Origin of the sequence: Halobacillus sp. K22 (genome assembly GCF_052246795.1) — a bacterium.
Taxonomy (GTDB): Bacteria; Bacillota; Bacilli; order Bacillales; family Halobacillaceae; genus Halobacillus.
In genome coordinates this window covers 54386-76012 of sequence record NZ_JBQQCN010000021.1, presented here as the reverse complement: position 1 = coordinate 76012, position 21627 = coordinate 54386, and the positions used below count along the sequence as shown (strand labels likewise).

Annotated in this window: 25 protein-coding genes and 1 pseudogene; 25 read left to right on the top strand and 1 reads right to left on the bottom strand. The window is 42.1% G+C overall.

What is annotated here, in order from left to right; translation table 11 throughout:
- Window positions 1–530 precede the first annotated feature (530 nt).
- From ACTWPM_RS14960 to ACTWPM_RS14940, 5 genes and pseudogenes are all read left to right on the top strand, one after another.
- Window positions 531–899 (top strand): response regulator, encoded by a 369-nt coding sequence (locus ACTWPM_RS14960; RefSeq protein WP_443133829.1) that lies wholly within the window; start codon window positions 531–533, stop codon window positions 897–899.
- Window positions 900–1058: 159 nt separating this feature from the next.
- On the top strand, window positions 1059–1922 hold the full coding sequence (gene fba / locus ACTWPM_RS14955) for a class II fructose-1,6-bisphosphate aldolase (protein WP_443133828.1): 864 nt from the start codon (window positions 1059–1061) through the stop codon (window positions 1920–1922).
- 118 nt (window positions 1923–2040) lie between these two features.
- Entirely contained in the window at window positions 2041–2682 is a 642-nt protein-coding gene (gene fsa / locus ACTWPM_RS14950; RefSeq protein ID WP_443133827.1) for a fructose-6-phosphate aldolase, read from the top strand.
- A gap of 68 nt (window positions 2683–2750) precedes the next feature.
- Entirely contained in the window at window positions 2751–4037 is a 1287-nt protein-coding gene (locus ACTWPM_RS14945; RefSeq protein ID WP_443133826.1) for a UDP-N-acetylglucosamine 1-carboxyvinyltransferase, read from the top strand.
- A gap of 29 nt (window positions 4038–4066) precedes the next feature.
- A pseudogene (locus ACTWPM_RS14940) lies at window positions 4067–4519 on the top strand (fructose-bisphosphatase class II); the annotation flags it as partial.
- A gap of 75 nt (window positions 4520–4594) precedes the next feature.
- Here the strand turns inward: ACTWPM_RS14940 and ACTWPM_RS14935 are convergent.
- Entirely contained in the window at window positions 4595–4807 is a 213-nt protein-coding gene (locus ACTWPM_RS14935; protein ID WP_443133825.1) for a hypothetical protein, read from the bottom strand.
- A 127-nt stretch (window positions 4808–4934) separates the two neighbouring features.
- On the opposite strand from ACTWPM_RS14935, the gene rho reads away from it, so the two are divergent.
- The 20 genes from rho to wecB all read left to right on the top strand — a co-directional run bounded on the left by rho (window position 4935) and on the right by wecB (window position 21530).
- Complete coding sequence (rho, locus tag ACTWPM_RS14930; protein ID WP_443133824.1) at window positions 4935–6224, top strand: transcription termination factor Rho; 1290 nt, start codon at window positions 4935–4937, stop codon at window positions 6222–6224.
- Between the two features lie 174 nt (window positions 6225–6398).
- Window positions 6399–6644 carry a type B 50S ribosomal protein L31 gene (locus ACTWPM_RS14925; RefSeq protein WP_014644848.1) on the top strand — a complete coding sequence of 82 codons (246 nt, stop codon included), beginning with the start codon at window positions 6399–6401 and terminating at the stop codon, window positions 6642–6644.
- A 368-nt stretch (window positions 6645–7012) separates the two neighbouring features.
- On the top strand, window positions 7013–7633 hold the full coding sequence (locus tag ACTWPM_RS14920) for a thymidine kinase (RefSeq protein WP_443133832.1): 621 nt from the start codon (window positions 7013–7015) through the stop codon (window positions 7631–7633).
- Window positions 7634–8400: 767 nt separating this feature from the next.
- Complete coding sequence (locus ACTWPM_RS14915) at window positions 8401–8526, top strand: hypothetical protein (RefSeq protein ID WP_443133823.1); 126 nt, start codon at window positions 8401–8403, stop codon at window positions 8524–8526.
- Window positions 8527–8653: 127 nt separating this feature from the next.
- A complete protein-coding gene (locus tag ACTWPM_RS14910) occupies window positions 8654–9343 on the top strand; it encodes a Na-translocating system protein MpsC family protein (RefSeq protein ID WP_443133822.1) in 690 nt (229 codons plus the stop codon).
- Window positions 9344–9412: 69 nt separating this feature from the next.
- Window positions 9413–9706 carry a four-helix bundle copper-binding protein gene (locus ACTWPM_RS14905; RefSeq protein ID WP_443133821.1) on the top strand — a complete coding sequence of 98 codons (294 nt, stop codon included), beginning with the start codon at window positions 9413–9415 and terminating at the stop codon, window positions 9704–9706.
- 262 nt (window positions 9707–9968) lie between these two features.
- A complete protein-coding gene (locus ACTWPM_RS14900; protein WP_443133820.1) occupies window positions 9969–10136 on the top strand; it encodes a hypothetical protein in 168 nt (55 codons plus the stop codon).
- 113 nt (window positions 10137–10249) lie between these two features.
- A complete protein-coding gene (locus ACTWPM_RS14895) occupies window positions 10250–10651 on the top strand; it encodes a hypothetical protein (RefSeq protein ID WP_443133819.1) in 402 nt (133 codons plus the stop codon).
- A 152-nt stretch (window positions 10652–10803) separates the two neighbouring features.
- Entirely contained in the window at window positions 10804–11874 is a 1071-nt protein-coding gene (gene prfA / locus ACTWPM_RS14890; protein ID WP_443133818.1) for a peptide chain release factor 1, read from the top strand.
- 1 nt (window position 11875) lies between these two features.
- Window positions 11876–12742 carry a peptide chain release factor N(5)-glutamine methyltransferase gene (prmC, locus tag ACTWPM_RS14885; protein WP_443133817.1) on the top strand — a complete coding sequence of 289 codons (867 nt, stop codon included), beginning with the start codon at window positions 11876–11878 and terminating at the stop codon, window positions 12740–12742.
- 257 nt (window positions 12743–12999) lie between these two features.
- A complete protein-coding gene (gene spoIIR, locus ACTWPM_RS14880; RefSeq protein WP_443133816.1) occupies window positions 13000–13608 on the top strand; it encodes a stage II sporulation protein R in 609 nt (202 codons plus the stop codon).
- Between the two features lie 54 nt (window positions 13609–13662).
- A complete protein-coding gene (locus ACTWPM_RS14875) occupies window positions 13663–13974 on the top strand; it encodes a hypothetical protein (protein ID WP_443133815.1) in 312 nt (103 codons plus the stop codon).
- A gap of 222 nt (window positions 13975–14196) precedes the next feature.
- Window positions 14197–15237 carry an L-threonylcarbamoyladenylate synthase gene (locus ACTWPM_RS14870; protein ID WP_443133814.1) on the top strand — a complete coding sequence of 347 codons (1041 nt, stop codon included), beginning with the start codon at window positions 14197–14199 and terminating at the stop codon, window positions 15235–15237.
- Between the two features lie 57 nt (window positions 15238–15294).
- Complete coding sequence (locus tag ACTWPM_RS14865; protein WP_443133813.1) at window positions 15295–15831, top strand: manganese efflux pump MntP; 537 nt, start codon at window positions 15295–15297, stop codon at window positions 15829–15831.
- 73 nt (window positions 15832–15904) lie between these two features.
- Entirely contained in the window at window positions 15905–16516 is a 612-nt protein-coding gene (locus ACTWPM_RS14860; RefSeq protein WP_443133812.1) for an arsenate reductase/protein-tyrosine-phosphatase family protein, read from the top strand.
- A gap of 623 nt (window positions 16517–17139) precedes the next feature.
- Window positions 17140–17580: a ribose 5-phosphate isomerase B gene (rpiB, locus tag ACTWPM_RS14855; RefSeq protein ID WP_443133811.1), complete on the top strand. Its 441-nt coding sequence runs from the start codon at window positions 17140–17142 to the stop codon at window positions 17578–17580.
- 128 nt (window positions 17581–17708) lie between these two features.
- On the top strand, window positions 17709–18263 hold the full coding sequence (locus ACTWPM_RS14850) for a TIGR01440 family protein (RefSeq protein ID WP_443133831.1): 555 nt from the start codon (window positions 17709–17711) through the stop codon (window positions 18261–18263).
- 24 nt (window positions 18264–18287) lie between these two features.
- The gene (gene glyA / locus ACTWPM_RS14845) at window positions 18288–19544 is read left to right on the top strand and encodes a serine hydroxymethyltransferase (protein ID WP_443133810.1); all 1257 of its coding nucleotides are present in this window, start codon (window positions 18288–18290) and stop codon (window positions 19542–19544) included.
- A gap of 167 nt (window positions 19545–19711) precedes the next feature.
- Window positions 19712–20344 (top strand): uracil phosphoribosyltransferase, encoded by a 633-nt coding sequence (upp, locus tag ACTWPM_RS14840; RefSeq protein ID WP_089751315.1) that lies wholly within the window; start codon window positions 19712–19714, stop codon window positions 20342–20344.
- A 37-nt stretch (window positions 20345–20381) separates the two neighbouring features.
- The gene (wecB, locus tag ACTWPM_RS14835) at window positions 20382–21530 is read left to right on the top strand and encodes a non-hydrolyzing UDP-N-acetylglucosamine 2-epimerase (RefSeq protein WP_443133809.1); all 1149 of its coding nucleotides are present in this window, start codon (window positions 20382–20384) and stop codon (window positions 21528–21530) included.
- Window positions 21531–21627: the final 97 nt, after the last annotated feature.

The window sequence follows — 21627 nt, the reverse complement described above, 5'->3', positions numbered from 1 at the left end:
TGAATGGTGATGGGAAGAGCCGTGTGCGGTAGTACCGCTCGCACGGTTCTGTGAGGAGTGAGGAGCCCTTCTATATGAAAGGCTCCCGCTTACTCGACCGGGAGAAGGAGCTAGGCGAGACCCCACAAGGAGTGGTAACGACTGAGGAGGCTTGCCAGTTCCCCCGCAGGAAAGCGAGTTGTTCCCGTAGCCATCCGCTCTCTTTATTAGCAACGGACCTGGAATACCTCGAAATCGAGTCTTCAACTATACGGCCCTTTAGTTCAATAAGCCTTATTTGGAAAATGAACTACCATGCATTATAGGATTTTTATAAAAATAAACAAATTGAGACATGTACTGCCTTTGTATTAAATCGTATAACTTACAAAAATCGACTTTTTTTCATTGCTAAACCAGAGAAATTTAGGGCTCGAACGTGTGTGCGCAGGAATGTAGCTCGCAATCATCGAACTAAATATGCAGAGAGAAAGAAGTGGACTAGGAGAAAAGGTGTCTATTTACTAATATTCGAAAGGCAGGGATAAACCATGTCGAACAAGATACTAATCGTAGATGACCAGGCCGGTATTAGGCTGTTACTTGAAGAGATCTTAAAGAGCGAAGGGTATGAAACAGTAAGTGCTAAAACAGGAAAACAAGCTTGTGATCTAGTCGAACAACATAGCATAGACCTTGTGGTAATGGATTACAATCTGCCTATTATGAATGGAAGTGAAGTGCTGCATCATTTGGATGAAATCGGGTTTAGCGCACCGGTCCTTATAATTACAGGCCAGTCTAGAGAATCCATTGAAAAAGTTTCGGAATATCCTTTTGTACAGGATATTATCTTAAAGCCTTTTGATATCCATAAATTGAAAGAAATGGTTGCGGGAACCTTAACACATAGTAGCTAATCTTATATTTTTTAAATGTAAGCGTTATAACGGTTTTAGAGTGTTGCACCTGGGATAGGGTATTGGTATTCTATTACTGTGAGTAAACTTACATGTTATGATTTCTTATGGAAATATACGTGTAGAGTATAGATCGTATTTACAAAAGGAGGATCTTTCATGCCACTGGTATCAATGAAAGAAATGCTAGAAAAAGCAAAGGAAGAACGCTACGGAGTAGGACAGTTCAACCTTAACAATCTTGAATATGCTCAAGCAATCCTGCAGGCTGCTGAAGAAGAGCAATCTCCAGTTATCCTTGGGGTTTCTGAGGGCGCTGGTCGATATATGGGTGGCTTTAACGTCGTGGTTGACATGGTTAAAGCTCTTATGAAATCTTATGGTACAACTGTACCGGTAGCGATTCACCTTGATCATGGTTCAAGCTTTGAAAAATGTGCCGAAGCGATTCACGCAGGATTTACATCTGTTATGATTGATGCTTCCCATGATCCGCTAGAAGAAAACATAGCACTAACTAAAAAAGTAGTGGAATTAGCACACATTCATGGCGTTTCTGTTGAAGCAGAGCTTGGCCGCGTAGGCGGACAAGAAGATGACATTATCGTAAATGATGCAGAAGCAGCTTACGCGATTCCGTCTGAGTGTAAGAAACTAGTAGACGAAACAAATGTTGATGTGTTTGCTCCTGCTCTTGGTTCTGTACACGGTCCTTATAAAGGTGAACCAAACCTAGGTTTTGACCGCATGGAAGAAATCATGGGACTTGTAGACAAGCCGCTTGTGCTTCACGGTGGTACTGGAATTCCAACAGCCGACGTGAAAAAAGCGATTTCGTTTGGAACAGCAAAAATCAACGTAAATACTGAAAGCCAAATGGCTCAAGGAAAAGCTGTACGCCAAATATTAGCTGAACAGCCAGAGCAGTATGATCCTCGTAAATATCTTGGACCTGGACGTGATGCGATTAAGGAAACAGTAATCGGGAAAATGCGTGCGTTTGGTTCTTCCCAAAAAGCATAATTATACTAGCACAGGAAGCCGTTACATCGTAGCGGTTTCCTTTTCCACATGTATGAAAACGCAATCATTCGACAATTTTCATTAAACTAAAATGTTAAGAAAGCAGGAGGAGTTTGTAATGAAATTTTTTATTGATACAGCGAACATTGACCATATTCGTGAGGCTAAATCACTCGGTATATTATCTGGAGTAACAACAAATCCAAGTCTTGTAGCAAAAGAAGGAGTTTCCTTTCACGAACGACTGGAGGAAATTACTGGAGAAATAGACGGTTCTGTTAGTGCGGAAGTGGTTTCAGAAGATGCTGAGTCCATGGTTGAAGAAGGAAAGGAACTAGCGGCCATTGCACCTAACATTACGGTAAAAGTTCCTATGACGCTTGAGGGTTTGAAGGCGGTCAAAATCTTAAGTGAGTTAAAAATCCAAACAAACGTAACTCTTATTTTTTCCGCAAATCAAGCTTTGATGGCTGCTCGTGCAGGAGCTTCTTACGTTTCTCCGTTCCTAGGACGATTGGATGATATTGGTCAAAACGGGATGGAGCTGATCGCGCAAATCTCCGAAATATTCGATCGTCATGCGATTGAGACAGAGATCATTGCAGCTTCGGTTCGTCACCCAATACACGTAACAGAAGCCGCTATCCACGGAGCTCATATTGCGACCGTTCCTTACAAAATTTTCGAGCAGATTGTTCAGCACCCACTCACAGACCAGGGGATTGAAAAGTTTCTTAATGACTGGAACAATCAAAAATAACGTGTTAAATGGTAAAAATTGCACATAATAAGATCATCAACTTTTACCTTTAAAGCGAGGAGTATCTCATGCATAAATTATTAGTAGAAGGCGGATCACGTTTACGTGGACAAGTCCGCGTAAGTGGAGCGAAAAACAGTGCCGTTGCTTTACTTCCGGCAGCTATTTTAGCTGATTCTTCAGTCACAATTGAAGGACTCCCTGATATTTCAGATGTTGGGATTTTGTCCGATCTTTTAGAAGAAATCGGAGGGAAGGTGAAAAAAGATGGACGAACCATCCACATCGATCCTTCCCAGATGGTTTCCATGCCGCTGCCAAATGGAAAGGTTAAAAGGCTGAGGGCCTCTTATTACTTTATGGGAGCGATGCTTGGGCGGTTTAATAAGGCGGTTATTGGACTGCCGGGAGGATGTCATTTAGGACCAAGACCGATTGACCAGCACATAAAAGGATTTGAGGCATTAGGCGCCGAAGTGACAAATGAACAAGGGGCGATTTACCTTCGTGCCGAAGAATTAAGAGGTGCACGAATATACCTGGATGTTGTAAGTGTAGGTGCTACCATTAATATTATGCTGGCAGCTGTGAGAGCCAAAGGAAAAACTATAATCGAAAATGCGGCCAAAGAGCCTGAAATTATTGATGTGGCTACACTACTTACAAGTATGGGGGCTAAAATTAAAGGAGCGGGAACGGATGTTATTCGTATTGAAGGAGTGCAAGAGTTAAAGGGATGCCTTCATACCATTATTCCCGATCGCATTGAAGCAGGAACTTATACGATTATGGCTGCAGCTCAAGGAGAGGAAATGATCATTGATAACGTTATTCCTCAGCACCTTGAATCCTTGCTTGCTAAGCTGCGTGAAATGGGCGTAACGATTGAAGAAAATGATGAACAACTATATGTGCGTCCTGGAAAGCATCTGCGAAGTGTGGATATTAAAACGCTTGTTTACCCAGGATTTCCCACGGATTTACAGCAGCCGCTTACCTCTCTGCTTACGAAAGCAGAAGGGACAGGAATTGTAACAGATACCATATATCAGGCTCGTTTTAAACACGTGGATGAACTAAGGCGTATGAATGCTGCTATAAAAGTCGAAGGCGGATCAGCCATTGTGGCTGGACCTTCCAAATTACAAGGAGCAAAGGTAAAGGCATCAGATCTTCGTGCCGGTGCTGCTCTTGTGATTGCAGGGCTGATGGCAGAAGGAATCACAGAGATTACCGGCGTCGATCATATCGAGCGAGGCTATGAAAACATTACAAATAAGTTGATTGAACTTGGTGCTAACGTCTGGTACGAGGAAATGTCAGAGAAAGAAATTGAACAATTTCAGAATTCCTAGAAAAGAAGAATCCGATTTTGATACCATACCAATCTGGAGCAGGGATCAAATTGCTCCCTAATGCTGACCTCGCCGCGGAAATTAATACAGCTTTCGACCATACTGAAGTCGATATTCTCTTTGGTTCAGGAGGGGGTACCGGAAGGGGGGCTTGCTGCTGTTGCGTTAAAATGTTTAGGTGGAAAGATTAAAGGGAAGTTAAAACCATCTAACGATGATGAACTTGAGAGATGTTAAAAGCATAGGCGTTGAAGATTTAACGTAGTTCTGCCTATGGAAGACTTCTGTGTTGGAGATGGTGCTGCTTTTGCCGCAACAGGAGTAAACGATGAAGAGCTGTCAAAAGGGCGTGCAGTTTAAGAGCAGAAACCTATGACTCAAACGGTTGTTATGCGAGTTACGTCGGGCACTGTCCTTTTTAGCGACGTGATCACAGCCTGAACAAGAAAGTGAACCTGGTTATAAAACAAAGGCGATGTTGAACATTGATGTTGATGTCATAAGAGTTGGTTAAGGAGAGGAACGCTAATTGAAATAGTTGATTATAAACTTCAGTTTCAATGAGCCTCAACGCTGCCGAGCATTGAAAACCTGGAAGCCGGGGCTCCGGCTTCCTCTAATTCTACGAAAGCTTCCGCACATCTTCTAAGCATGTACCCAAACTTTACGATTGAATCCTCAGGAAGACAAGAGTACAATATAGGTTGTTCGATAGAGATAGAAGAGAATGGACTGTTTATCCCTCCGTAAGCTTCTGAATTTAACTTCACTTAACTTCTCCTTTTACTTTCATTCCAACATTCAATAGAGAAGTAAAATTTCATTCCACACAACAAGCTTACATTGGAAAAATTCCTGTTCAAACTCGTTTAGAATAAAAATAAAAGTGGTGATTTTGTGGCAGATTTAACCATCTCCAATTTAGAGACGATGACGTTAAAGGGACTTTACGCGAAAGCACGACAGTACAAAGTCTCCTATTATGCGAAACTGACAAAAAGAGAATTAATCTTTGCTATCTTGAAAGCACAAGCCGAAAAAGATGGCTTTTTATTTATGGATGGGATCTTGGAGATCATTCCATCAGAAGGGTTTGGTTTTCTCCGCCCGATTAATTATTCTCCAAGTGCTGAGGATATTTATATCTCCGCGTCTCAAATTCGAAGGTTTGATTTAAGGAACGGAGATAAAGTATCAGGTAAAGTACGACCGCCGAAAGAGAACGAACGTTATTATGGGTTGCTCCATGTAGATGCAGTCAATGGAGAAGACCCTGATTCAGCAAAAGAGAGAGTTCATTTTCCTGCGCTTACCCCTCTGTATCCGGATCGTCATATGAAATTGGAAACAGAGTCTAAGAAATTGTCTACACGTATGATGGATGTCATTTCCCCTGTGGGGTATGGGCAACGTGGTCTCATTGTAGCTCCTCCAAAAGCCGGTAAGACGATGCTGCTTAAGCAAATGGCTAACAGCATAACCACTAACCATCCTGACGCAAAGCTCATTATTTTACTTGTCGATGAGCGTCCGGAAGAGGTTACGGATATTGAGCGCTCCGTTCATTCCGATGTAGATGTAGTCAGCTCTACATTTGATGAAGTTCCGGAGAATCATATTAAAGTTTCTGAGCTGGTCTTAGAACGCGCGATGCGTTTAGTAGAGCATAAGCGCGATGTTATTATCTTGATGGATAGTATTACCAGGCTCGCCAGAGCATACAACTTAGTCATTCCACCGAGTGGACGAACGCTCTCCGGAGGAATTGATCCTGCTGCCTTTCACAGGCCGAAACGCTTTTTTGGTGCGGCCAGAAATATTGAAGAAGGCGGGAGCATGACTATATTGGCAACTGCATTAGTAGATACAGGATCTCGTATGGATGACGTTATTTATGAGGAATTTAAAGGGACAGGCAATATGGAGCTTCATCTGGATCGAAGCCTGGCTGAGCGCCGTATCTTTCCAGCGATTGATCTACTTCGTTCAGGGACCCGTAAAGAAGAGCTGCTTCTTAAAAAAGATCACTTAGAAAAAATATGGGCTATACGTAAAATGATGTCGGATGCCCCTGATTTCTCAGAAAGATTTATGAAACGACTGAAGAATTCTAAAAACAATGAAGAGTTCTTTGAAATGATGAACAAGGATATGCAGGGCAAATCTGCTCAGGGAAGACGTTCCTAGTAATCGTAAAATATTTTAACCTTACCCCATGCAGGATCTAATCTTGCAATGGGGATTGTACCCTGTTATAATCTTTCTATGTGAGTTTCAGTAAAAGGTGTTTTAATTAACCTTCGACGGCTCTTACAATAACTCTGTTTCTAAAGGAATCAGGGCAAAAAGGAGTGGAAGAACATGAAATCAGGAATTCATCCAGAATACCGTAAAGTTGTATTCCTAGACACAAGTTCTAATTTCAAGTTTCTAACCGGATCTACTCAAGCATCCGAAGAAACGATCGAGTGGGAAGATGGAAACACGTATCCATTGATCCGTATCGAGATTAGTTCTGCGTCTCATCCGTTCTACACTGGCAAACAGAAAGCTGACAAAGCTGGTGGCCGTGTGGATCGCTTCAAGAAAAAATATAACCTTTCATAATAATGAGCGCCTATCCTTTGGGATGGATGTTGCATCATTTTGAGCAAAAACAGGCAAATTGTCTTTTATGGTTTGCCTGTTTTTTTGTCAAAAATAACTGAAAGCAGATGTAGAGAACCCTGTTATCAGAAATGTGTTTGAAAGAAGATGATCCACATAAATGAAACTATATTGTGGAGCAAAAAAACTACTTTATAGTTTTGTTTATGTTAGGATTGGTTGCTCGAGACCTTTATAATTATTATAAAAAGAGCTGTCCTTGATGGTCCGTGAGCGATTGATCATTCGTTCAGTAGCGGAGTCGATCAGGAGGGCTCTTTTTTATTGAAAACCTTGGCGGATTGTGTAAGAAGGGAGCGACAGTGAACGTGTATGTAATGAAGCAAAGCGGATGGGTAGAAGTTATTTGTGGAAGTATGTTCAGTGGAAAATCGGAGGAATTAATTCGCCGCGTACGCCGTGCGACGTTTGGCAACTTAACGGTTCGTGTATATAAACCGGCCGTTGATGATCGTTATAAAGAAGATGCCGTAGTCTCTCACAACGGCACTTCAGTTATGGCGCGCCCTATGAGACAATCGTTGGACATCCTGAACGAGGTAGGTGCGGAAGTTGATATCGTAGGAATTGATGAAGTACAGTTTTTTGATGAGCATATCGTTGAAGTAGCGGAATGTTTGGCGGATCGGGGTATTCGTGTAATCACTGCAGGACTGGACACCGATTTCCGTGGAGAACCTTTCGGGAAAATGCCAGAGTTGATGGCGCTTAGTGAAAGCATCACTAAACTAAATGCTATTTGTCCTATATGTGGTTCGCCTGCAAGCCGAACACAGCGTTTAATTGATGGAAAGCCGGCATCTTATCATGACCCTATTATTCTGGTGGGGGCTTCTGAATCTTACGAACCGCGCTGCCGCCATCACCACGAAGTTCCCCATAAACCCAGGCAACAGCAAGTGAAGGCAGCTTATGCAGAGAAAAAATAAATAAAATCAGGAAAACCGGGTGTGTAATATAAAAACACCCGGTTTTTTATTGTCAGCTGCACGTAAAGTAGGCGGGGGATTATTTTTACTTTACCTGGGAGTTAGCGGAACAACTATTTACGTTTATTGTTGATTTTTCATAAGAGACTTATTACACAATAGGGCCGGTTAGTTGAAGACTCGAATTCGAGATATTCCAGGTCCGTTGCTAATAAAGAGAGTGGCTGACTACGGGAACAACTCGCTTTCCTGCGGGGGAACTGGCAAGCCTCCTCAGTCGTTACCACTCCTTGTGGGGTCTCGCCTAGCTCCTTCTCCCGCGGGAGTCTCGTCGTTCCCTTCGCCAGCCTATGGTTGAAAAACGAACGGACCCTTTTATAAGCGTTAGAAGGTGCTTGGCCCTCTCAAACGCTTATATAGCGGGAATTATCCACTGTATACGCTCATTGTTAAAAGTTTATCTCCATCATCATATACCGGGCGTTTTGAACAAGATTTCGAGCTCCATATATCGCAAGGTCCGGAGGGGGACGATGTAGACTCCTGTGGGATGAACATGATCGGTAAGATCCCGGAAGGCGAAGCCTGAGGAAGCTTACCCCATGCCCACGGAAAGCGGAATCGTCCCCCGCAGGACCTATTTCTAACAAAAGTCTCGAAACTGAGTCTTCCAGTAACGGGAGCTTTACAGTTATATCAATGCGGAATTTTAACAGAGCTATAAAAATAATACTGATTGTTATTGTTCTATCCTCAGGAAATGCATAATGTACGAAAATTCAACAAAGCCAAAAAGCGCAGCTTATGTGTCAATTGAAGCTTCTCTGTTCCATGCGAATCATCTGGCTGAACGCCTCTTGCTGGGTTTGAAATTTGACTTATTCAATGTTTAATGAAATTTCTTTATTCTTTAATTTAGCTTTATTATATTTTCGGATATTTTAGGGAACGTTTAATATAACAATACTAGTGGAAGACCATGTATAGACTACAAAAATGCTTTCTTAAAGGATGACATGTATGGAGGAACGTTCACTGCAATCTGAAATATCCAGTTATATTGGGAAGCTTTTGCGTGATAACTTCGGAAAAGGACCGGCTTCCGTTTATGTTACCATTCAAAAACCCTATGTAACGATTTATTTGAAGGATTTTCTGGCACCTATGGAAAAGCTCCTCGTGGGTCAGAACAATCAAAATAAAGTAGAAGAAACTCGTGACCTGCTGATGAAGGAATTAAATCCTGATATTAAAGCGACATTCCGTGCAACTGCTGGATTAGAACTGAACTCCCTCTATTACGATTGGTCGTTGACAAATCGTTCCGGAATGATTATTGGAATTATTAAATCAGATGAAGAGTTAGATCCCTCGGTGAAGGATTATCAGCATAAAGCGGCTCTTCATGAAGAAATTAAAAAAGTTTCCAAGCAAGCGGAAAAAGTTCCGGAATCGGTTAGTTCTTTTAAAATCAACAACCGTACGATATTAGTTGAGCGGAAGGGAATACTTGTTGCTATTGAAAAAGAAATGATCCGCTCCGGGTTTGGTGAACAACTAAGACTGGCCAAGCGCCAACTTGAGAAAAGACTGCTTCATCAACTGTCTTTAGAAAAAATATTGCAGTTGAAAGTAGAGGATATCTTTGTAGACTGGGATTTTGACTTGGACTGTAGTCACATTGTTTTAATTGTGAAGCCTGATAGCTGAAAGTAGAAAAAGGCAAGCATTTTTTTACAAAAGGTTTGAGATTCCTGTAAGAGGAAAGGTGGAATAGCGATGCCGGTAACGGGTTCCAGCCAATTATTAAAAAAAGCCGATTTGTTAAAAAATTGCTGTCAAGCATATGCTTACGCCGCGGAGGTTCATCAAAATAACAGCCGAATGGCTGAAGACATGTGCAAGTCCTGTGCTGAAGTCTGCCGGGCATGTGCAGAAGAATGTCTAAAGCTTGAACAAGACTCGCTGAGTGAAGATACGTATCAAATGTGTTTAAAATATGCCGAAATGTGTGAAAAAATCTTAGATTTTCAACCGCTCTCCAATAAAAGAGAGTGGAGAGAATCCGTCTAGCCATATAGTCTGACTTTTACCTTCCCCACTTTTTTTAAAACTAATTTTGTACTATAATAGATTTTGTAGATGGTTCAAATAAGTTCCGTCTATAATGAGAATTTCAATACAATTTTAAATTTTATATCCGGTAAGATTGGACTAGATAATAAAGCTAGACAAAAGCCGAAAAGACCACTACCTGTGGGCTTTTCGGCTTTTGTCTTTTTGAATTGTAAAAATGTGATTATCTTGGATATGGACAAGAGAAAGGGGTCTTGAAATGGCTTATCGCATTGTTGGTGTAAATGATTATAATACTGTTATCGAATTTAGAAAAGATAACAAAGAAATAACGTTCCAAAGTTACGAGGAAGCTGAGAAATATAAACAGCTTATTACTAAAGAAGCGATTATACCAAGCAAGTATAAACTGACTATAAAAGAATAGAGACAGAAAATGAGGTGCACTCCAAAAAGGGTGCACTTTTTTTACTTTGTAAATCATACATAAACACTATGCTCTGAGAGAACAATAACGGTAAAAGAGAAGAGGTGATTGGCATGTTTCGGTACACGATAGTCGTTCTTGGGGCCGTATTGTTTCTCTCAGGGTGCGGGCTGCAAGTGGATAAGTATCAAGGGCAGACAAGCAGAGACGACGTAGAAAATATGGGTATGAATGAAAAAATAACGACGGATACGCAAAACCCTCGTTTAATTAAATATGTTGGAGACTCATGGGGGCTGAAACAAGATCGAAAGCTTATTAAAGAAGCTGCCGATGAAGTCCCAGGTGTGAAAGTAAAGCGAGTAATTCTGGAAGCGAGCCAAGTGTGGGTTTCGGTTGATATGAAGAATGAAGATAAAATGTCGGACGAAGAAATTGAAGAATGGAAATCTGAAATCAAGCAAGCCGTATATAAAGCTGTTCCACGCTACAATATTCATGTGAAGATTAAATAAAAGATGTGCCTGGTCGTCTTCTTTTTAAAAGACTGACCAGGCATTTTTCACAGCCAGCCTGCAGGTTCTTAAGATTAGTGAAGGAGCTCAGGTTGTAACCGCGGGTTCTCTATAATATAATTATACTGTTATGGAGAAAGAGGTGCATACCATTGATCGAACGCTTACAAACATTGGAAGATCGTTATGAAAAATTAAACGAGCTATTAAGTGATCCTGAAGTCATTTCTGACACGAATAAACTTCGCGAGTACTCTAAAGAGCAATCCGGTCTGCAGGAGACCGTAGAGGCTTATAGAGAATATAAAGAGGTTACCGAGCAAAGGGACGACGCCAGAGCGATGCTTGATGATAACCTTGATGATGATATGGAAGAAATGGTCAAGGAAGAACTTAATGAACTCTCTCAGAAGAAACAGGAATTAGAAGAACGCCTTAAAGTCCTCATGCTTCCGAGTGACCCTAATGATGACAAAAACGTTATTATGGAAATACGCGGTGCGGCCGGCGGGGATGAAGCTGCTTTGTTTGCCGGAGACTTATACCGTATGTATGCCCGTTACGCTGAAATGCAAGGCTGGAAAACAGAAGTTATTGAAGCTCATCCCAACGATGTAGGCGGATATAAAGAAATTATCTTTATCGTGAACGGGGAACGTGCTTATTCTAAAATGAAATTTGAAAACGGAGCTCATCGTGTCCAGCGTGTACCTGAGACAGAATCAGGTGGGCGAATTCACACTTCTACGGCAACTGTTGTAGTTATGCCGGAAGCAGAAGAAGTAGAGGTTGAAGTGCATGATAAAGACATCCGTGTCGATACGTTTGCTTCAAGCGGGCCTGGAGGACAAAGTGTCAATACAACCATGTCAGCTGTCCGTTTAACCCACGAGCCGACCGGGATCGTGGTATCCTGTCAAGATGAAAAATCTCAGATCAAGAATAAAGAAAAAGCGATGAAGGTTCTTCGTGCTCGTATCTATGATAAGTTCCAGCAGGAAGCTCAAGCGGAATACGATGAGAGCCGTAAATCTGCAGTTGGTACCGGTGATCGCTCGGAGCGTATTCGTACGTATAACTTCCCGCAGACACGTGTTACGGACCATAGGATTGGTTTAACCTTGCAGAAGCTGGATCAAGTACTTCAAGGGAATATGGACGAAATTCTTGAAGCTCTTCTTATTGAGGAGCAGACGAAGAAGCTTGAGCAGATTGGTGAATAACATGAATTCGAATTTTACTACGATTCAGGAAGCCCGTCATTGGGCTTCCGTTTTTTTGGATAAGCATAAGCGGGAAACAAGAGTAGCAGATCTATTACTGGAGCACTTTTTAAACATGTCTTTCGCACAGTTGTTAGCTTATGAAAGAGACACTTTTCCGGAAAGTAAACGTGATGTTTTTGTAGAAGGCGTGCGCATTCATGCTGAAACCGGTATGCCTGTCCAGCATATTACGGGAGAAGCTAACTTCTACGGCAGAGATTTTTCGGTAAATTCGAAGGTTTTAGTCCCTCGTTCTGAAACGGAAGAATTGGTAGAAGGCATCTTGAGATGGGTAGCACAATTTGATGGGGATAAGCCTAAAATAGTGGATATAGGGACAGGAAGCGGTATTATAGCAATAACGCTTTCGCTTGAACTTACTAAAGCTGATATTTGTGCAAGTGATATTTCTTTAGAGGCCCTCCAAATCGCATCCCATAATGCCCAAAAGTTTGGAGCTGATATTCAGTTTGTTCAAGGTGATTTTTATGACCCGTTCAAAGAGGAACCTGTCGATATTGTGGTTTCCAACCCGCCATACATCGCGCATGTAGAAAAGGATTCGATGGATGATACGGTGGTAGATTTTGACCCGTCCCTAGCCTTGTTCGCTGATCAGGAAGGGCTGGCAGCTTACCATACGATTGTGAAACAAATTAAGGAATCGGAACATTATCCTTCTTTAATCGCTTTTGAGATTGGCCATCTGCAAGGTAATGCAGTAAAAAAGATAATTAAAGATAACCTTCCGGATTATACGGTAGAGGTTCGTAAAGATATGAATACAAAAGATAGAATGGTGTTTGCCAGCCGTATTTCCGGTTAATTTCTAAAAGATTCTGGAATGACCGAATTGGAAAAATCGCACGCTTTTTCATGGCACCTTGCAGGCGCTTTGGAAAGTGGATAGTTTCCCGCCTATCCTCGCGGTTCTTACAAAATTCAATCCCTTACTTCAAAGGGATATTAAAAAATATCCCCCTGAGACTAAATCGTGCAAAAGGTTAATAGATTGATAGGTTTAAATTCCTCCTCCTCTGCCTATACTAGCAACTAACAGAGGGACAGGGAGGACTTACCAAAATGAAAAACAGCCTGCACTTATTACTGGCACTTTCAATTATCATCGTCGTATTACCTTGGGGGCAAAGTACGGGAGCTGAGTGGGAACAATATCAAGTCATTCCTGACGAAGCCATTCGTCTTCGTATATTAGCTGACAGCAATAATGAAAATGACCAGCAGGTAAAACGACTCGTACGGGACGAAGTAAATCAGGAAATTAACAAATGGGTAAAAGATATAACTTCCATTGAAGAAGCGAGAAACTTAATTCAAGATAGTCTTCCTGAAATTGAAAAAGTAGTAGCAGAAACGCTGAAGAGAGAAGGTATAAACTATCCCTTTGAAGTAGATTATAATGATTCAGTCAAGTTTCCAACTAAACTGTATGGCACATATATGTACCCGGCCGGTGAGTATGAAGCTATTTTAATCACTCTTGGAAAAGGAACAGGAGATAATTGGTGGTGCGTATTGTTTCCGCCTCTATGTTTCCTTGACTTCTCCAATGGCACGAGTGTAGCACAAGCAGAGGAAACGAATACTAATAAAATAGAAGCTGAACCTGCAGAGGACGAAAAAGAAGTGAAATTCTTTGTGGTCAAGCTTTGGGATAAACTATTTTCCTAGCATATCATCCACACCCTTTTTCATAGTGTATAAGAAAAGGGGTGTGGATAATTCATGTATATTGAAAAAATGGACGAGAAACTCTACTATTTAAAAGAGGGAAAACGTAAAATTGGACATTTTCATTTGAATCCTCATGGGGATGGGGCAGTCAAATTAGAACAGCTGCACGTAGTTTCCCAGGTTTCACCCAGTCAGATTCTGGGTGTTTTTGAATTGATTCAGTATTATGCTCAGTCCCAAAAGATGGCCGAAATTCATGTGGACAGTCATTCAGGAGCTCTTGACCATATCCTGCAGCATCAGCGTTTTGAACGACAAAGTATTGAAGGGTGTTTGTGGATATATAAAGTTACTAACAGTTAACTGTGTATAAATAGGTTACTTATACACAAAATCGATTTATTGAGTGGATAGCTTGTGGATATCATTTTTTCTTTTATAAAAATTACTAACGGTTTCTTTGGATATGTGGGTATCTTTGTGGATAACTTGAGGACATCCTGTGTATAATGTCTAATTTTGTGGAAACTTGTAGAATAAAAAGTACTACGAATGGTTAATCGTCGAAGTAAAGGAGTATTAGAAATGGGTATGATAACAAAGCTATGGAAACCTTCTGAACATCCATTGGAATCAGATACTTCCATACAAGAAGCGGCACATTTATTGAAAGAAGAACAAGTGGTTGCTTTTCCTACAGAAACAGTCTATGGGCTTGGAGCAGATGCAACGAATGAAAGTGCTGTTCAAAGAATATTTGAAGCCAAGGGTCGTCCAGCCGATAACCCATTAATCGTTCATGTGGCGACTATTGAGGAAGTAGCGGATCTCGTTACTCATATTCCTCAAGTGGCTCGAAAGCTTATGGAAAAATTCTGGCCAGGGCCGCTTACATTGATTTTAGAAAGCAACGGAACAGCTGCGAAGAATGTAACGGCAGGTCTAAAAACGGTTGCCATTCGAATGCCGGATCACGCGCTAGCTTTAGCTTTGCTGCGGGCAGCATCATTGCCATTGGCTGCACCCAGTGCCAATAGATCAGGACGTCCTAGTCCTACAAAGGCAGAACATGTACGTCAGGATTTAGAAGGACGTATTGCGGGCATTCTGGACGGAGGCCCAACGGGGGTAGGGGTTGAATCAACGGTGTTGGATTGTACATCTGAGATTCCTGCGATCCTGCGCCCGGGAGGTATAACAAAAGAGGATCTTGAAGAGGTTCTGCCTGATGTGACAATTGATCCGGCCTTAACTGGGAAAGATACTCGCCCTGTTTCTCCAGGGATGAAGTACACGCATTATGCTCCTGAGTCTCCATTATGGCTAATAAAAGGGGATGACGATTTCTTTAGAAGCCAGTTGGATGAATTACAAGAAGAGGGGTACAGAATTGGAATAATTGCCAGCAATGAACTGGCAGAAAAACTTCAGCATGAATTTATTCTTCCATGCGGATCTAGAGAAAACCTTACGGAAATAGCCAATCGCCTTTACGAGGTGCTGCGCGAATATAAAAAGTCAGATATAGAGATTATTCTTTGCGAGTCTTTTCCTAACTATGGAGTAGGGGCAGCGATTATGAATCGATTAACTAAAGCCTCGGTTAAGATCATTGAACAGTCTTGACATATAGAGCGAGCTTCCCGCATACGATGAAATAGCATGTCCGGGGAGGGCTCATATTTGGAACAAATTACGGGGTTGGTACTGCTTTCGTTAGCCTTGGGTTTAGATGCTTTCTCGGTATCACTGGGAATGGGGCTTCAAGCGATCAGGTTAAAACACGCATTCTTTGCTGGGATTGTTGTGGGCATTTTTCACATGTTGATGCCTGGGCTTGGTATGGCCTTAGGGCAATGGCTTTCAAACAGTGCTAGTGAGTGGGCGGCTGTTGGGGGAGGATTATTGCTTTTCTGTCTGGGAAGCTATACTGTCTTTGCATCATTCACGGACAAGCATAATGCGGCATATACACTGGCGGGGGCGGGGATGTGGCTTTTCGCTCTTAGTGTAAGTATTGATAGTTTTCCAGTTGGATTCAGTCTAGGACTTCGGGAATCAGAAGTGTTTGTATCTATTTTTTCCTTTGGATTGTTCAGTATGCTGTTAACTTGGGCAGGGTTTGTTATTGGTCGGCGTGCCAGCGGACTTCTTGGGGTGTATAGTGAATTGCTCGGGGGAAGTATTCTATGTGCACTCGGTTTACATGCCATTTTCTGACAAAAAATTTAACTACCCCCTGTGCGTATGATAATATGGTGTAAAAGGATAAACCGTTAGGAGAATTGTGGCTATGAATATATTATTTGTTTGTACAGGAAATACTTGCCGAAGCCCTATGGCCGAAGCTCTCTTAAAATCAAAGCTTTCAACCGTTGAGGTCCGCTCGGCCGGTATATTTGCCGGTGAGGGAGAGCAGATGTCTAAAAATACAGAGCTGGTTCTTAGAGAATGGAAGTTTGGTATTAATCACCAGACAAGTTCAGTGACGGCAGAACTTTTAGAGTGGGCTGATCTTGTGTTAACTATGACGGATCGTCACAAACAAACATTGGCCATTCAATATCCGGATTATCAGGACAAATACTTTACCTTGAAAGAATATGTCCTTATTGACGAAAAGCAGTGGCAGAAGCTGAAAGAGTTATACTCTAAATTTGAAGAGAAACGTTCTTCCATACTGAGCCGTGCTGCAAACTTAAGTAATGAAGAGTTGGAAAAAAAGCTGCTGACTGATTTAAAATCCGAGATTAAACAGATTGAAGAAATAGAAAACAGCATCCCTGATATTAATATTATTGATCCTTTTGGTGGAAATTTAGAGGCCTATAGAACAACACGTGACGAATTGGATAAATACATTGAACTTCTTGCCAAAAGATTAAACGGTACCTCCGCCTGGTAAGTGGCGCAAATGCGTGGTTTAGGGGTAAGCGGTACCGACTTACATATGGTTAAATAGATTTTTCCTTGCTGGCGGTTGGCGGGCCGCTTAGTTGAAGACTCAGTTTCGAGGTATTGGTTATGAGGAAGGTCCTTCGGGGGACAATTTCGCTTTCCGCGGCCCTGCACGACGCAGCGTCGATCGACCCCACGTCCTGTAGGGCCATAGGAAAGGGTTCAAATGTGGAAGCACCCCGAAAGACACGACCAGCATAAGCCGAGCATCAAAAGGCTGGTGGTTTTTCCAGCCGTTGATGAACGGCTTATGTCTCGAGTGGCTGGGTGATGAATGAAACAAGACGAGTTATTTCCCCACCAGACCTCTTCCAAATATAGTAACGGTCCCCATTTATCTCGAAACCGAGTCTTAAGCAAACGGGAGCTTAACTTTAAAATCAACACGGTAGTTTAACAAAGCCATTTCTAATAATTTTTAATATATGAATAAAGCCTGATTTTATAAAGAGAAGAGCTGGAAAAAACGGCTCTTTTTTTTACGTTCAATCAGTCCTTTGTTCAATTGACAGCAGCTCAGTAAACTGTCACGATAGGATTAATAATTAAGAAGACAGGAGTGTAAGATCTATGAGAGTAATTCTTGCTTCAGACCATGGCGGTGTGAATCTGCGACAGGAAGTGGCGGATGTATTGACTGAACTTCAAATTGACTTTGAGGATATAGGCTGTGATTGTGAAGGGTCTGTAGATTATCCGGACTATGCTATTCCAGCTGCCGAACGAGTAGCTAACGGGGAGTTTGATAAAGCTATTCTTATCTGCGGAACTGGAATCGGAATGTCTATTTCTGCTAATAAAGTAAAGGGAATACGTGCTGCTCTTGTCCATGATCTTTTTACAGCAAAAGTTACACGGGAACACAACGATTCAAACGTGCTCTGCATGGGTGAACGCGTCATTGGACCAGGACTTGCTAAAGAAATTGCAAGAACGTGGGTAGCGACAGAATTTGAAGGCGGCCGTCACGAAAAGCGGGTAACTAAGATTGCCGAATATGAAAATAAATAATACAATGGAAAGCAGATAAGCGGAAGCTAAATAACGCGGAAGCTGATAATTAAAGGAGGAGCATACAAGCTTCTCCTTTTTTACAAATAAAACGATAAGGAGGGGCAGGCGTGATAGATGTCCAAACCATCCAGAAGGATACCAGGGCTGTAGTAGAACAACTTTTGCAAACGGGCACCATAAAAGATGGTATATTCGTGGTAGGGTGTTCGACGAGTGAGGTAGCTGGAGAGCGGATTGGCACTTCCGGTAACGAGTCGCTGGCAGAGGTTATGTTCAGTGAACTTAAAAAGATGGAAGACCAGGCGAATGTTCATATAGCCTTCCAGTGCTGCGAGCATCTAAATCGGTCGATCGTTGTTGATCGCTCTGTTCTTGAGAAAGAAAGGTTAACAGAGGTCTCAGCCATTCCGGTACCTAAAGCCGGTGGTTCTATGGCTTCGTATGCCTATAAACATATGGACGATCCAGTTTTGGTGGAAACCATCCAGGCTGATGGAGGACTTGATATAGGAGATACTTTAATTGGGATGCACTTAAAGCGGGTAGCCGTCCCGCTTCGTATTGAACAGAAAATGATTGGAGCCGCGCATATAACGGCTGCCAAAACGCGCCCCCCTTTAATTGGGGGGGTCCGAGCTGTTTATGAAATAACGGAAGAAGAAGGTTCATGTGACGAATAGGAATGGAAAGGGGAACGGTTTACTATGAATCAAATGAAATCAACTGACGCAGAGGTATTTGCAGCTATTCAGGATGAAAGAGATCGTCAACAGAATAATATTGAATTAATAGCTTCTGAAAACTTTGTTTCTGAGGCTGTGATGGAAACGATGGGTTCCGTTATGACTAATAAATACGCAGAAGGATATCCTGGCCGTCGTTACTACGGAGGCTGTGAGCATGTCGATGTAGTGGAAAACCTGGCTCGTGACCGTGCAAAAGAACTCTTTGGTGCGGATCATGCTAATGTCCAGCCTCATTCCGGTGCCCAAGCTAACATGGCCGTTTATTTTACCGTTCTTGATCACGGAGATACCGTACTTGGGATGAACTTAAATCACGGAGGACATCTCACACATGGAAGTTCCGTAAACTTCAGCGGAAAACTGTACAACTTTGAAGAATATGGCGTTGAAGAAGATGATGAAAGAATTAACTATGAAGCCGTATTGCAAAAAGCAAAAGAAGTACAGCCTAAGCTGATTGTTGCAGGCGCCAGTGCTTATCCTCGTGAAATTGATTTTGCTAAATTCCGTGAAATCGCGGATGAAGTAGGAGCTTATCTTCTTGTGGATATGGCGCATATTGCTGGTCTGATTGCCTGTGGACTTCATTCTAACCCAGTGCCGCATGCTCATTTTGTTACAACTACAACTCACAAAACCCTTCGCGGACCGCGCGGCGGTATGATTCTTTGTCAAAAAGAATTCGCGAAAAAAATCGATAAAAGTGTGTTCCCTGGTATGCAGGGCGGCCCGTTGATGCATATTATTGCTGCCAAAGCTGTTTCCTTCAAAGAAGCGCTCCAGCCTGAATTTAAGGATTATTCCAAGCAGATTATCGCAAATGCTAAACGTCTTGGCGAATCCCTTGTAGATAAAGGGGTTGACCTGGTATCCGGCGGTACGGATAATCATCTGCTGTTATTGAATCTGCAAAAGAAAGGGCTCACTGGAAAAGTGATAGAAAAGGCGTTGGATGATATTGGAATTACCACCAATAAAAATACGATTCCTTTTGACACTGAAAGCCCGTTTGTAACGAGTGGAATTCGAATTGGAACCGCTGCTGTAACGACACGCGGTTTTAAAGAAAACGAAATGGATGAAATAGCAGACTTAATTGCTTTCACTCTTGAGCATCATGATAATGAAGAAGAAATGAAAGAAGCGGCAGAGCGTGTGCGTGAATTGACTTCCCGTTTCCCTCTCTATCAAACATTAAATTATTCTTCCATTTAATAGAAAGAAAGCCGTCAGCCTGTGGCTGGCGGCTTTAATTGTGCGCAATTATTCAGGTGTATGAAAGGAATTCAAGACGCGGGGGAATTACTGTACACCGGGTTGCAGTTCATCTTGTTTTTCAGTACAATTTAAAGGATGCAAACTATGAGAAGGAGTGATCGGCAATGGGAAAGGTATATGTACTGGATCATCCGTTAATTCAGCACAAACTGACGTACATACGTAAAAAGGAAACAGGGACGAAGGATTTTCGTGAGCTGGTTGATGAAGTCGCCGCATTGATGGCTTTTGAAATTACTCGTGATCTGCCACTCGAAGAGGTTGAAATTGACACCCCTGTCACATCCGACGCAAAAGCTAAAGTACTGACGGGTAAGAAAATTGGACTTGTACCCATTCTTCGTGCCGGTCTAGGGATGGTAGATGGAATTGTTCAATTAATTCCTGCCGCTAAAATAGGACATGTCGGGCTTTATCGCGATCCTGAGACATTGCAGCCGGTAGAGTACTATGTCAAACTTCCTAGTGATATTGAAGAACGTGAACTTATTGTCATTGACCCGATGCTTGCTACGGGCGGTTCAGCTAATGAAGCTATCCATTCATTGAAGAAAAGGGGAGCCCGCCAGATCCGCTTAATGTGCCTCGTTGCAGCGCCTGAAGGTGTGGATGCTGTCCGGGAAGAGCATCCAGATGTCGATATCTATCTCGCTGCTCTGGATGAGAAGTTAAATGAAAAAGGCTACATCGTTCCAGGACTGGGAGATGCCGGCGACCGATTGTACGGTACAAAATAAATAGAATTATTCATGCTCCATTAAAGGAGGTACATTTATGGCAGAACGCATAAAAGTAATGACCATTTTTGGGACAAGACCGGAAGCGATTAAAATGGCTCCGCTTGTACTTGAGTTAAAAAAACGTTCCGATCAGTTCGAGCCAATTGTGACGGTTACAGCACAGCATCGGGAAATGCTCGATCAAGTTATGTCGATCTTTGATATTGAGCCGGATTTTGATTTGAATATTATGAAATCGCGTCAAACCCTGGCGCAAGTAACAACCCGCGCCCTCGAAGGCCTGGATGAAGTTATGAAAGAAACGAAACCTGATGTTGTTCTTGTCCACGGAGACACCACTACAACTTTTGCAGCCTCACTGGCAGCTTATTATAACCAGATTCCTGTTGGTCACGTAGAAGCAGGACTTCGAACATGGAATAAATACTCTCCTTATCCTGAAGAAATGAATCGTCAATTGACTGGGGTCATGGCAGATTTACATTTTGCTCCGACAAATAAATCTATGGATAATCTACTTGCAGAGAACAAGCCGACTAACCAGATTTTCGTCACAGGAAATACAGCTATTGATGCTCTGCAGACAACCGTGAAAGACGATTATGCCTCAGAAGTGCTTGATGGGATCGGAGATAAACGGCTAGTTCTGATGACCGCTCATCGACGTGAAAATCTTGGGAATAATATGAAACAAATGTTTCGAGCTATTAAGCGGCTTGTGGAAGAGCATGAGGATATTCAAGTAATCTATCCTGTGCACTTGAATCCGGCTGTTAAAGAAACAGCTGATGAGATTCTAGGAAATGATGAGAGGATCAAATTAATTGATCCACTTGATGTAATTGATTTCCATAACTTTGCTTCCAGAGCTCATTTAATTCTTACAGACTCAGGAGGCGTTCAGGAAGAAGCCCCTTCACTTGGAGTGCCTGTATTGGTTCTTCGTGACACTACTGAACGTCCAGAAGGAATTGAAGCAGGAACGCTTAAGCTCGCTGGCACGGAAGAGGATCATATTTTCCATTTAGCCAATGAATTATTGAGTGATGAAGAAAAACATAAAGAAATGTCGCATGCGTCTAATCCATACGGTGATGGAAGAGCATCTGCCAGGATTGCTGAAGCAATCCGGTATTTCTTTAATCACCGGGAAGATAAACCAGCGCCGTTTGAAATTGAATGAAAAAAAGATTAAGTCCATTAGGGCTTAATCTTTTTTTTATACAAATATTGCCTGATCATGTTCATGAATAGCTGTACTGTTCCATCACAAACTAACC